The organism is Microbacterium sp. cf332, from assembly GCF_900102175.1.
Classification (GTDB): domain Bacteria; phylum Actinomycetota; class Actinomycetes; order Actinomycetales; family Microbacteriaceae; genus Microbacterium.
In genome coordinates this window covers 835,431-846,878 of the sequence record NZ_FNKN01000002.1, presented here as the reverse complement: position 1 = coordinate 846,878, position 11,448 = coordinate 835,431, and the positions used below count along the sequence as shown (strand labels likewise).

Annotated in this window: 11 protein-coding genes and 1 tRNA gene; 7 read left to right on the top strand and 5 right to left on the bottom strand. The window is 71.4% G+C overall.

All coding sequences use genetic code 11. The features are described from left to right. Positions 1 to 8 precede the first annotated feature (8 nt). From BLT21_RS11025 to BLT21_RS11005, 5 genes are all read left to right on the top strand, one after another. Positions 9 to 1,025 (top strand): carbohydrate ABC transporter permease, encoded by a 1,017-nt coding sequence (locus BLT21_RS11025; RefSeq protein WP_091501911.1) that lies wholly within the window; start codon positions 9 to 11, stop codon positions 1,023 to 1,025. Further along, positions 1,022 to 1,918 carry a carbohydrate ABC transporter permease gene (locus BLT21_RS11020; protein ID WP_091501909.1) on the top strand — a complete coding sequence of 299 codons (897 nt, stop codon included), beginning with the start codon at positions 1,022 to 1,024 and terminating at the stop codon, positions 1,916 to 1,918. The genes BLT21_RS11025 and BLT21_RS11020 overlap by 4 nt, the downstream gene beginning before the upstream one ends. 78 nt (positions 1,919 to 1,996) lie before the next feature. Beyond that, complete coding sequence (locus BLT21_RS11015) at positions 1,997 to 4,219, top strand: beta-xylosidase/alpha-l-arabinosidase (RefSeq protein WP_091502272.1); 2,223 nt, start codon at positions 1,997 to 1,999, stop codon at positions 4,217 to 4,219. Positions 4,220 to 4,262: 43 nt separating this feature from the next. Continuing rightward, a complete protein-coding gene (locus tag BLT21_RS11010; RefSeq protein WP_143024974.1) occupies positions 4,263 to 4,562 on the top strand; it encodes a hypothetical protein in 300 nt (99 codons plus the stop codon). Positions 4,563 to 4,587: 25 nt separating this feature from the next. After that, a tRNA-Gly gene (locus BLT21_RS11005) sits at positions 4,588 to 4,661 on the top strand. Between the two features lie 185 nt (positions 4,662 to 4,846). Here the strand turns inward: BLT21_RS11005 and BLT21_RS11000 are convergent. Together BLT21_RS11000 and BLT21_RS10995 are read right to left on the bottom strand one after the other, a co-directional pair. Then, positions 4,847 to 5,491 (bottom strand): RraA family protein, encoded by a 645-nt coding sequence (locus BLT21_RS11000; RefSeq protein ID WP_091501906.1) that lies wholly within the window; start codon positions 5,489 to 5,491, stop codon positions 4,847 to 4,849. Beyond that, positions 5,491 to 6,474: an NAD(P)-dependent oxidoreductase gene (locus BLT21_RS10995; protein ID WP_091501904.1), complete on the bottom strand. Its 984-nt coding sequence runs from the start codon at positions 6,472 to 6,474 to the stop codon at positions 5,491 to 5,493. Before BLT21_RS10995 ends, BLT21_RS11000 begins: the two co-directional genes overlap by 1 nt. A 207-nt stretch (positions 6,475 to 6,681) precedes the next feature. Between BLT21_RS10995 and BLT21_RS10990 the strand changes: the two genes are divergently transcribed. Continuing rightward, positions 6,682 to 7,980 (top strand): MFS transporter, encoded by a 1,299-nt coding sequence (locus BLT21_RS10990; RefSeq protein ID WP_218125790.1) that lies wholly within the window; start codon positions 6,682 to 6,684, stop codon positions 7,978 to 7,980. A 58-nt stretch (positions 7,981 to 8,038) separates the two neighbouring features. Beyond that, the gene (locus tag BLT21_RS10985) at positions 8,039 to 8,683 is read left to right on the top strand and encodes a TetR/AcrR family transcriptional regulator (protein ID WP_091501900.1); all 645 of its coding nucleotides are present in this window, start codon (positions 8,039 to 8,041) and stop codon (positions 8,681 to 8,683) included. Positions 8,684 to 9,133: 450 nt separating this feature from the next. On the opposite strand, the gene BLT21_RS10980 is transcribed toward BLT21_RS10985, so the two are convergent. From BLT21_RS10980 to BLT21_RS10970, 3 genes are read right to left on the bottom strand one after another with little or no spacing between them, the layout of a single operon-like run. Then, the gene (locus BLT21_RS10980) at positions 9,134 to 9,736 is read right to left on the bottom strand and encodes a hypothetical protein (RefSeq protein WP_091501898.1); all 603 of its coding nucleotides are present in this window, start codon (positions 9,734 to 9,736) and stop codon (positions 9,134 to 9,136) included. A 4-nt stretch (positions 9,737 to 9,740) separates the two neighbouring features. After that, the gene (locus BLT21_RS10975) at positions 9,741 to 10,808 is read right to left on the bottom strand and encodes a C45 family autoproteolytic acyltransferase/hydrolase (RefSeq protein ID WP_091501896.1); all 1,068 of its coding nucleotides are present in this window, start codon (positions 10,806 to 10,808) and stop codon (positions 9,741 to 9,743) included. Then, positions 10,805 to 11,446 carry an FMN-binding negative transcriptional regulator gene (locus BLT21_RS10970; protein WP_091501894.1) on the bottom strand — a complete coding sequence of 214 codons (642 nt, stop codon included), beginning with the start codon at positions 11,444 to 11,446 and terminating at the stop codon, positions 10,805 to 10,807. The genes BLT21_RS10975 and BLT21_RS10970 overlap by 4 nt, the downstream gene beginning before the upstream one ends. Positions 11,447 to 11,448 lie beyond the last annotated feature (2 nt).

The window sequence follows — 11,448 nt, the reverse complement described above, 5'->3', positions numbered from 1 at the left end:
CCCGCATCATGTCGCTCAGCGAGACTGCCGTGGCGCACGACGCCGCCGGCGCGGATCTCGCGGCCCGGAGCGGGGGCGTCGACACGACGCCCCCGCCTCCCCGGCGCCGCCGAGGGCTGGGCTGGTCCGGCCGCATCGAGATCGCCGTCCTCGTCGGTCCCGCCCTCCTGATGTTCCTCGGGTTCGTCATCTTCCCCGTCGTGATGGCCGCCTACTACGGCTTCTTCCGCTGGCAGGGATACGGCGCACCCACCGACTTCGTCGGACTGCAGAACTACATCACGATCCTCACCGACCCGACCTTCGTCGAGGCACTGAGTCACAACGCGGTCATCGTCGTGGCATCGCTCGTGCTGCAGGGCCCCGTCGCGGTGCTGCTCGCCCTGCTGCTGAACCGCCGGATGCGCGGCCAGTCGCTCATCCGCGTCCTCATCTTCGTGCCGTACGTCATCGCCGAGGTCGTCGTCGGCACGGGCTTCGGCCTGATGCTGCAGACCCAGGGGGCCCTCAACGGGGCGCTGGAACAGCTCGGTCTCGGCGCCCTCACGCGCGACTGGATCGCCGATCCGTCGATCGCGATCTGGTCGCTCATGGCCATCCTCACCTGGAAGTACGTCGGCTTCGCCGTCATCCTCTTCCTCGCCGGCCTGCAGGGCATCCCCGAGGAGCTCTACGAGGCCGCCGCCCTCGACGGCGCCGGCTACTGGCAGATGCACTGGCGCATCACGCTGCCGCTGCTCGCGCCGACACTGCGCATCTGGGCGTTCCTGTCGATCATCGGCGCCCTGCAGCTGTTCGACCTGGTCTACATCATCTGGGGCCAGTACGTCGCCTCGACCGCCGGCACCTCGACGATGGCCACCTACATGGTCGTCAACGGCCGCAACGCGGGCAACTACGGGTTCGGCAATGCCGTCGCCGTCGTCATCTTCCTCATCTCCCTCGTCGTCGCGATCATCTACCAGCGCTACGTGCTGCGCCGCGACACCGCCGGGGCCGTCACCGAAGGGAAGCAGGAGCGATGACCGCCCTCACCTCGCCCGCCACCCGCGCGATCATCACCCCGGCGGTCACCGACCGTCGCGGCCGCCGCCGCGAGCGCCTGCCCTGGGGCAGCCCCGTCGTGTACTTCGTCGCCCTCGTGGTGATCGCGCTCATGCTCGCCCCGGTGCTGTACATCATCATCGGCGGCTTCCGCAGCAACGCCCAGATCACCGTCGACCCGGCGGGCTGGCCCGACCCGTGGAACGTCGAGAACTACGTCTCGGTGCTGACCGGGTCGCGGTTCTGGCAGCAGGTGCTGAACTCGCTCATCGCCGCCGGCGCCACGACTCTCGGAGCGGTGCTGCTCGGCCTCATGGCCAGCTACATCATCGCCCGCTACCGGTTCCGCGGACGGGGCGTGCTCTACGCCGTCTTCGCCTCGGGCCTGATGTTCCCCATCACCGTCGCGATCACACCGCTCTACATCGTCATCCGCGACCTGGGCCTGATGAACTCGCTCGCGGGCATCATCCTGCCGCAGATCGCGTTCGCGCTGCCCATGACGATCATCATCCTGGTGCCGTTCCTGCGCGCCATCCCCGACGAGATCCAGGAGGCTGCGTTCATCGACGGGTGCGGCCGACTGTCGTTCTTCTGGCGCATGGTGCTGCCGCTGTCGGTGCCGGGCGTCATCACCGTCGGCATCCTGGCCTTCATCGGCAGCTGGAACAGCTACCTGCTGCCCCTGTTCATCCTCAACAACGAGGCGAGCTTCACGCTGCCGCTCGGTGTGCAGGCGTTCTCGTCGCAGTACTCCGTCGACACCGCGAAGGTTCTCGCCTTCACCTCCCTGTCGATGCTCCCCGCCCTGGCGTTCTTCAGCCTGTTCGAGCGCCGCATCGTCGGCGGCCTGACCGGCGCCGTCAAGGGCTGATCCCCTCCAGAGAAAGCACGAATCGTGACCCTCACCGATATCTCCGTCTCGACGCGCGTCTCCGACCTGGTCGCGCGCATGACCCTCGACGAGAAGCTCGCCCAGCTGGTCGGGTTCTGGGTCGACCAGGGCGATGAGGTCGTTGCCCCCATGGCCGGCGAGATGGCCTCGTCGACCGCGTACACCGACGCCACCGCGCACGGCCTGGGGCAGCTCACCCGCGTGTACGGCACCCGACCCGTCGATCCGATCGAGCGCGCCGCGTGGCTGTGGGACGAACAGCGGCGACTCGTGCGCGACACCCGGCTCGGCATCCCCGCGCTCGTCCACGAGGAGTGCCTGACCGGGCTCGCCGCCTGGCAGGCGGCGACCTTCCCCACTCCCCTCGCCTGGGGCGCGGCCTTCGACCCGGACCTCGTCGAGGAGATGGGCGCGCTCATCGGCGAGTCGATGCGCGAGCTCGGCATCCACCAGGGACTCGCTCCCGTGCTCGATGTGATCCGCGACCCGCGCTGGGGCCGCGTCGACGAGTGCATCGCCGAGGACCCCTACGTCGTCGGCGTCATCGGCACCGCCTACGTGCGGGGACTCCAGAGCACGGGGGTGCACGCGACGCTGAAGCACTTCGTGGGCTACTCGGGATCGCAGGCGGGTCGTAACCACGCACCGGTCCACGCGGGTCCGCGCGAGATCGCCGACGTCTTCCTCCCTCCCTTCGAGATGGCCGTCCGCGACGGCGGCGTACGGTCGGTCATGAACTCGTACGCGGAGATCGACGGGATGCCGGTGGCGGCGACACCCGCATACCTGACCGACATCCTGCGCGACACCTGGGGCTTCGACGGCACGGTCGTGTCGGACTACTTCTCGGTCGCCTTCCTCCACACGATGCACGCCGTCGCCCACGATCGCGGCGAAGCGGCGCAGCTCGCCCTCGAGGCCGGCATCGACGTCGAGCTGCCGACGGGAGACGCCTATGTCGGCCCGCTCGCGGAGCGGGTGCGTGCGGGACTCGTCGACGAGACACTCGTCGACCGCGCCGTGCGCCGCGTGCTGACCCAGAAGGAGGAGCTCGGGCTGCTCGACGAGACCTTCGAGACCCCGCCGACGGCCGTCGACCTGGACTCCCCTCGGCATCGCGCCGTCGCTCGTCGCCTGGCCGAGGAATCCGTCGTGCTGCTGACCAACGACGGCGTGCTGCCGCTCGCGGCTCCCCGGCGCGTGGCGGTCATCGGCCCGAACGCCGACAGCGCCGAGGCCCTGATGGGCTGCTACTCGTTCGCCAACCACGTGCTCGCACATCACCCCGGCGTGCCGATGGGGTTCGACATCCCGACGCTCGCGGCATCCGTCGCCGCCGCGTTGCCCGACACCGATGTCGCCGTCGTGCGCGGCTGCGAGGCCGAGGGCGACGACCGGTCGGGCTTCGCCGAAGCGGAGGATGCCGCACGCGCGGCGGATGTCGCGATCGTCGCCGTCGGCGACCGGGCGGGTCTGTTCGGGCGCGGCACCGTCGGCGAAGGAAACGACGTCGACTCTCTCGAGCTGCCCGGCGTGCAGCGCGAGCTCGTCGAGCGACTGATCGCCACGGGCACGCCCGTCGTGCTCGTCGTGCTCTCCGGCCGGCCGTACGCGATCGACTGGGCACTGTCCGGCGACGGCGCGGCGGCGGCCGTGCAGAGCTTCTTCCCCGGTGAGGAGGGCGGGGCGGCGATCGCCGCCGTCCTCATCGGCGCGGTGTCGCCCTCGGGGCACCTGCCCGTTTCGCTCCCCCGCTCCTCGGGTGCGCAGCCCTACAGCTACCTGCATCCGACCCTCGGCGGACCGACCGAGATCACGAGTGCCGACAGCACCCCCGCCCTGCCGTTCGGCCACGGACTGAGCTACACGACGTTCGAGCACGAGGGACTCACGGTCGCGAGCGCGGTCTCGGCCGGAGGTGCCTTCACGGCCACGGTGCGCGTGCGCAACACGGGGCCGCGGAGAGGGACCGACCTCGTGCAGCTCTACGCGCGCGACGTGCACGCGAGCGTGACACGTCCGGTCGCACAGCTGCTCGGCTTCGCGAGGGTGGAACTCGACACCGGCGCCGAGGCGACCGTGTCGTTCGACGTGCCGACCACGCGCCTGGCGTTCACCGGCCGCGACGGCGCGCGCATCGTCGAGCCCGGCGCGATCGAAGTCTGGGTCGGGCCTTCGTGCGCCGAGCGCGAGACCGAGACCGCGATCGACATCGTCGGCGAGGTGCACCGCGTGACGGCATCCGACCGCCGGATCGTAGAGGCGACCGTCGATCGCTGACGAGGGGCTGTGCCGCGCGGACCCGGCCGGTATGGTTCGGGCCATGTACAACGACTACTCCGGCCCCGCGGCCGCCTTCGGCATCGGCTTCGTCGTGCTCGGCATCGTGATCTACCTCGGCACGATCGCGCTCATCCTGTGGGTGAGCTACCTGCTGATGCGCACCGCCGTGAAGAACGGGATGCTGCTCGCGATGCGCGAGAGCGGCGGCCCGTTCCCCGCGCCCGGAAGCGGCGGCTACGGCCCCGGACCGGGGCCCCGCCCGGCGGCGCCGCCCTACCCGGGGGCTCCCGGCGGACCGGCTGCTCCGGGTGCTCCGGGCGGTTCGGGACCGGTGGGGTAAGCTGGCGGAGCACCTTCGGGTGCATGGGGCTGTAGTTCAATGGCAGAACTTCTGCTTCCCAAGCAGATAGCGCGGGTTCGATTCCCGTCAGCCCCTCCATCGTGAAAGGCGTGGCCCACCGGCCACGCCTTTCTCGTTCCTGGATGCGTCCGCCTGCGTGCGCGACGCCGCGGGGCCCGGGATGCGAGGGATCCGACCCGACACCCCGGGAAGCGGCATCCCTCACCGTCGTGTCGGCGACGATCCCTTGCATCCGCGCACGGGCCATCCCCCGGCGTGCCGCGTCAGCCGGCGTGGTCGCCGCGGCGGATGCGGTCGCGCAGGGCGTTCTCGAAGGCGTCCTGCGCCACCAGCCGTTCCGCGACCTCGTCGAGGGTCGCGGCTGCAAGCACGGCCACGCCGTCGGCGTCGGCGAAGACGGCGTCGCCCGCGCTGCAGACCACGTTGCCGACGGCGACGGGATGCCCGACCGAACCCGGACCGGCCTTGCTCGGGCCGGCGGGGTTCACCGCGCGGGCGTACACGGGCAGCCCGAGCTTCTCGAGCTCCTCGACGTCGCGCGTGGCGCCGTCGATGATGACCCCGGCGACGCCGCGCGCGAGGCAGATCTCGCCCAGGATGTCGCCGAAGACAGCGCGGTGCGTCTCGGCGTGCGCGTCGATGACGAGCACGTCGCCCGCCTGAGCGAGGTCGAGGGCCCGGTGGATGGCGAGGTTGTCGCCGTCGCGGGTGAGCACGGGCAGCACGGCGCCCGTGAGGCGCGGCAGGTTGTTCTGGGGGCGGATGACGGAGGTCATCATTCCGATGCGCCCGGTCACATCGCCGATCAGAGCGACCGGATGACGGGCGATGCGGTGGATGACTTTGGGGTCGGGCCGATGCCAGTCGGGCGCGACCGTGATCGAGGATGCGTCGGCGGAGATGAACATCAGACGACCGCCGATCCCGCGGGCTCCTGCACCGCGCGGGCGGGACGCCTCCCGGCGAGGACATCCTCGATGCTCTCGACGGCGAGCATGCCGACGGCCGTGAGGGATTCCGCCGTCTGGCCCGCGACGTGCGGAGTCACGATGACGCCCGCGATGGACAGGTCATGGGTGTTGTGCCGCAGCGGGTCGCTCGTATCGACCCGCTCGCTCTCGATGACGTCCAGCCCCGCACCGGCGAGGTCACCGGCGCGGACGCGCTCGATCAGCGCCGCCTCGTCGACGATGCCGCCCCGGGACGTGTTGATCACGACGGCCCGCTCGGGCAGGAGCGCCAGTCGGCGCGCGTCGAGGAGATGTCGAGTGGCGTCGGTGAAGGGGACGTGGATGCTGACCACGTCGGCCAGTGGGAGCCCGGCGTCGAGGTCGGTCAGGGTGACACCGAGCTCGTCCGCGACCGCGGCGTCGAGGTACGGGTCGGCGACGAGCACGCGCATCCCGAAGCCATGGGCGATCGGGATCACCAGCCGTGCGATGCCTCCCCCGCCGATCAGCAGCATCCGCTTGCCGTGCAGTTCGAGACCGGTGAGCGCGGTCTTCCCCTCGCTCCAGTGGCCGTCCCGCACGTGCGCGGAGGCCTCTCGCGTACGGCGCATCAGCGTGAGCAGCAGCGCGAAGACGTGCTCCGCGACGGCACGCGCGTTCGCCCCGGGCGTCGTGGTGACCCAGACCCCCGCCCGCGCCGCGGCCTCGAGGTCGACGTTGTCGGTGCCCACGCCGTGTCGTGCGACGATCCGCAGCCGCGGGGCGGCCGCGATGCGCTCCCCCGTGATGGTCTCGGCCCGCACGAGCGCGGCCTCCACCGTGTCGGCCACCTGCTCCCAGGTGCGCGCCTCGGGACCGTACCCGAGGGTCACCTCGTGAGATCGCCGCAGTCGTGACAGCACGCCCTCGTCGACGGGATCGGTCACATGCACGTGGCTCATCAATCGCACCTTTGCTAATCGAGAAGAAAGTCTCAGTTAGAGAACCATACGGGTCACCGGCGCACTGGCTCAACCCCGCCCCCGAGGCTCTCGTTCAGTACGAGTGGGCCCGCACAGCACTTGACACCCGCCCCGACTTCGTCGAAGCTGACGTTCGCAAAGTGTGATCACTCACGCATTTAGTCAATGACGACAGGAAGTACACCGATGACCGCTGTTACCGCCGAACGCCGAACGGGGGCGAAGAAGGCGACGGGCGCCGCCATCTTCGGCACGTTCATCGAGTACTACGACTTCAGCGTGTACGGCTACGTCGCGGCCACCCTGTCGCTCGTGTTCTTCCCGAGCGACGACCCGACGGTCGGGCTGCTGAACACGCTGCTGGTCTTCGGATCGGCTTTCCTCGTGCGCCCCTTGGGAGCCTGGTACTTCGGGCGCCTCGGCGACCGGCGCGGACGACGCATCAGCCTCATCGCGAGCATCACCCTCATGGGGGCCGCAGCGACGCTCACCGGCCTCCTGCCCGGCTACGCGCAGATCGGCATCCTCGCGCCCATCCTGCTCGTCACGTTCCGGATGCTGCAGGGGTTCTCCGCCGGCGGTGAGATCGGCGGCGCTGCGTCGTACATCCGCGAATGGGCCCCGCCCCACCGTCGCCCGCTGTACATCTCGTTCATCCCGAGCGTCGCGAACCTCGGCAAGGGCCTCGCCGCCGGTGCCGCCGCTCTGGTCGCCGCCCTCATCCCCGCCGAGGCGATGGTCGAGTGGGGATGGCGTCTCCCGTTCTTGGCGGCGCTGCCGCTCGGCATCCTGTGCCTCTATCTGCGACTCAAGGTCGAGGACAGCCCCGAGTTCACGGCGCTCGAGAGCGAGGACGCCACGACCAAGCGGCCGTTCGTCGATCTGGTGCGCGAGTACCGGCCGCAGCTGTTCAAGGTCATCGGCATCTCGACCGTGCAGAATCTCGGCACTTACGTGGGCACCGTGTTCGTCGCGGTCTACTTCTCGCAGGTGCTCGGTTTCAGCTCGAGCCAGGCCTCGACGATCGTGCTCGTCGCCGTACTGCTCGCTGCATGCCTCATCCCGTTCGCGGGCGTCTTCGGAAACCGCGTCGGGGCCAAGCGCACCCTGCTCATCGCCTACACCGCGTACGTCGTGATCACGTTCCCGTCGTTCCTGCTCATGAACACCGGATCGTTCGGTCTCGCGGTCCTCGGGCTCGCTCTCGGCATGATCCCCTACGCCCTGTGCCAGGCCGGCACCTACGGGTCGGTCGCGGAGTTCTACCCGACCCGCATCCGCCACACGGGTGTCGCCGTCGGCCACAGCGTCGGCGCGGTGATCGGCGGCGGCGCCGGCCCGTACCTCGCGACGCTCCTGATCGACACGACGGGCAACACCTACATGCCCGCGTTCATCCTCATCGCGGCGGGTGTCTTCGGACTGGTCCTCGTCGGAACCGGTGTGCGCGGCAACCGCGACACGACGAGCCACCTCTACCGGTGAGCCGCCGCGCGATGCCGGTGGTCGGCGCCGACCGGCATCGCGCGCTAATCTTCCGATCATGAGCACCGCCCCGGCCGCCGCCGCATCCGGCAGCCCGGCGCCGGCGCGGCGTCGGGGACCGCGCCAGGACGTCGCCCGCAACAAGGCGGCCCTCCTCGCGGCGACCGGCGAGCTGCTCCGCGACGACCCCGACTCGGCGACCATGCCCGCCATCGCGGCTCGGGCGGGGCTGTCGGTGGCGACGGCCTACCGCTACTACCCGTCGCTCGACGAACTCCATCGCGAGTACCTGCTGAACGTGCTCGACCAGCTCGTGCACTACGCCGCGACGCTCGACCTCGACGGCGCCGACCTCTTCGAGGCGGTGCTCGGCAAATGGTTCGAGCTCGTCGTGAGCCACGGTCCGGCCATGGTGCTCGTCCGGTCGCGCGAAGGATTCCTCACCCGCCTCGCCCGCGGCGAGCGCCACGCGAGGATCATCGACGCGGCCTGGGGTCCCGCCATCCGGGAGCTCATGCGCATCGAGGATGCGGACGAGACGCTCTACGACTACGCCCTCGCCACCTGCAACGCGCTGTTCAACTCGCGAGAGCTGCTCGATCTGCACACCGTCGCGCGTCGCGCGCCCTCGCACATCATCCGCGACCTCACCGAGACGTACCGCGGCACCCTCCGCGGCATCGCCCGCACGACCTACCCGTAGGGGTCGGGGCGGGGGCGGGGGCCGGGGTGGGTGGGCCGGGGTGGGTGGGCCGGGGTGGGGGCCGTGGTGGGGCTGGTGGGCCGGGATGCAAGGGTTCGTGCCCGACACCCCGGGGTGCAGCATCCCCCGCCGGTGTGTCGGGGGCGAACCCTTGTATCGGCGCACGGCCCTGAGCCCGAGGCGCGGCGGCAGGCCGTGAAGCCGGGATGCAAGACATCCATGCCGACACACCGGGGTGCGGCATCCCCGCCCGGGGTGTCGGGGGCGAACCCTTGCATCGGCGCACGGCTCCGAGCCCGAGGCGCGGCGGCGGGCCGTGGAGCCGGGATGCAAGACATCCATGCCGACACACCGGGGTGGGGCGTCCCCGCCCGGGGTGTCGGACACGAACCCTTGCATCCGCGACCCGCCCCGCGCCGCCCCAGGCCCCCGCAGAGCAGACCCGTCGGGTCACACACCGGCTGCAGTCGCGAGGAGCATCGCGGCTGCGGAGGCCAGCATGAGGCCGGCGTGCACCCGATGGCGGGGATGCGGCAGCAGTCGCACGTGGCGGGCCGTCACGACGGCGTACCCCAGGACGAGCCCGCCCAGGATGACCAGCAGCCCCGCCGGCGACGTGTGGGCGTGACCCCCGACACCGCCGACACCCCCGACACCCCCGAGGCCCGCGCCCGCGCCCGCTCCCGCTCCCGCTCCCGCTCCCGCTCCCGCTCCCGCTCCGACCATCATCGCGGCGCAGGCGGCCATGACGACGAGCCCGAGGGCGGCGTGCACGGCGAGGGGGCAGACCGCGCCGCGAGCCGCGCGCCCGTCGACGGCCGGTCGCGCGCCGGCGCACCGCGCGACGACCGCCAGCACGACGGCGAGGGCCAGCTGCGCGGCGACCCACCACACCGCGGGCACGGCACGCCAGAGGGTCAGGTCGGCCATCGCTGCGGCCATGACGACCGACGCCGCGACGGCCGCCGCCTGCGTCCCGCGGGGACGGACGAGCAGCACCGCCGTGCCGACGACCGCGGCCGCGAGCGCGCTCAGGTGCAGCGCAGCCGACACCGTGTCACACCGCCGTGAAGCGACGCCACGACAGGGATGCGATGTCAGCGGGCGCCCCGGCCGCGAACTCGAGCGCGCCGGACGCGACGTCGAGCGCGACGGTGAGCTTGGTCTCCCAGCGCAGGTGGTCGGGCTGCTCGGGGCGCGGCCGCACCGAGATGCCGTCGCCCGCCACCGCGCCGAACGCGAGGGCGCGCTCCCGGGCATCCGGGATGCCGGCGAGCTCGGCGTTGTCGACGAGGCAGGTGTAGCGCGGCACGCTCGTCGTCTCGTACGGCGAGTACTCCCGCGCGGCGAGGCCGGGGTCGAGGAAGTGGTTCGTGTGCGCGAACGTCTCGCCGCGCGACACGGGCAGCACGGCCACGCCCGCGGGGGCGACCTCGATCGCCGCCGCCGAGTCCCGGTCGACGACCGTGATGACGCTGGATGCCGCCAGCGGCACCGACCGCGCGATGGAGGCGGCATCGTCGACACTTTCGGCTCGATCAAGGATCATCCGGGCGAGGACGTGCACCGGCACCCCGGCCTGCGAACCGTCGGAACGGTGGTGGAGGATGTTGAAGTGCACGCCGACCCCACGGTCGTTGACGCCGATCTTGGCGGGCTGCCCGAACTCCGCGAAGGCTGCGACGCGCGCCCCGGAGGCGCTCTGCCACCGGCGCACGAGAGTCTCGTTCGAGAGCGTCTGGTGCCAGTCCCAGGTCTGCAGCGTGCGAGGCGCACCGGCTTCGGGCACGTGGACGATGGTCGAGCACTCCATGGACGGGATCGAGGGGGTCATCCGGGCGAGGATCTCGGTGCGGGCCGTGAGCATCAGGACATCGGTGAGGGCGAGGCCGCTGCCGGCCGCGACGCCCCGGAACTCCGCGGCCACCTCCGGCGCGTGCTCGGCGACGGCCGTCCCGCAGGCGCGCGCGACGTCGACGGCATCCGCCGCCGGCACACCGGACTGGGCGAACAGCTCGAGGTACGACGCGTGCGCCGCGCGCAGCTGCGGCGCCCAAGCCTCCCCCAGGCGGCGCCCCTCGGCCTCGGGGTCCGTGGACTCGGCCGACCACTCGTGAACGATCATGACCCGGCTCCGATCCGCTCGATGAGGCCGCCCACGTCGCCGTGCGGGCACCCGCGGGCGCGCGCGGCGGCGACGACCCGCTCGCGCACATCCGCCGGCTTGTCCTGGCTCAGCTTGAACACGGCGCGCTGGTCGGTCACGGCGAAGCGGAACGAGACGACGCCCCCGACGATGCGCTCGAAGGTCGGCAGCGATCCGGTCGGATCCCACGCGGTGGACTCGAGTGCCTCGAGCTCGTGCACCGTCCGGGTGACGACGTGCATGCTCTCGGTCGGGTCGTCCAGCACTGTCACGCGCGCCGTCAGATGCACCGCGGCGTAGTCCCAGGTCGGGACGTTCGGATCGTCGGCATACGCCGTCGGCGAGACGTAGCCGTGCGGACCCGAGAACACGAGCAGCACCGGCTGCCCGTCGCGCAACGAGCGCCACTGCGGGTTCTTTCGCGCGATGTGTCCGAGCATCTCGCCGCCGACGAGGCCGTCGTCGGCGGCGAGGTGCTCGATGATGACGGGCGTGTGGGTCGCGACCGGCGCCTCTTCGGCCGATCCGCCCGAGACGATGAGCGCGAAGGGGTTCGCACGCACGAGGTCGGTGACCTCGCGCTGCGACGGGGCGCGGTACGCAGGGAACTCGTGCACGG

Bases quoted from the DNA above. Each gene is read 5' to 3' on its own strand.
- BLT21_RS11025 (WP_091501911.1), top strand. From the start codon at position 9: ATGTCGCTCAGCGAGACTGCCGTGGCGCACGACGCCGCCGGCGCGGAT.
- BLT21_RS11015 (WP_091502272.1), top strand. From the start codon at position 1,997: ATGACCCTCGACGAGAAGCTCGCCCAGCTGGTCGGGTTCTGGGTCGAC.
- BLT21_RS10985 (WP_091501900.1), top strand. From the start codon at position 8,039: ATGAGCACCGCCCCGGCCGCCGCCGCATCCGGCAGCCCGGCGCCGGCG.
- BLT21_RS10995 (WP_091501904.1), bottom strand. From the start codon at position 6,474: ATGAGCCACGTGCATGTGACCGATCCCGTCGACGAGGGCGTGCTGTCA.
- BLT21_RS10975 (WP_091501896.1), bottom strand. From the start codon at position 10,808: ATGATCGTTCACGAGTGGTCGGCCGAGTCCACGGACCCCGAGGCCGAG.
- BLT21_RS10990 (WP_218125790.1), top strand. From the start codon at position 6,682: ATGACCGCTGTTACCGCCGAACGCCGAACGGGGGCGAAGAAGGCGACG.
- BLT21_RS11020 (WP_091501909.1), top strand. From the start codon at position 1,022: ATGACCGCCCTCACCTCGCCCGCCACCCGCGCGATCATCACCCCGGCG.
- BLT21_RS11010 (WP_143024974.1), top strand. From the start codon at position 4,263: ATGTACAACGACTACTCCGGCCCCGCGGCCGCCTTCGGCATCGGCTTC.
- BLT21_RS11000 (WP_091501906.1), bottom strand. From the start codon at position 5,491: ATGTTCATCTCCGCCGACGCATCCTCGATCACGGTCGCGCCCGACTGG.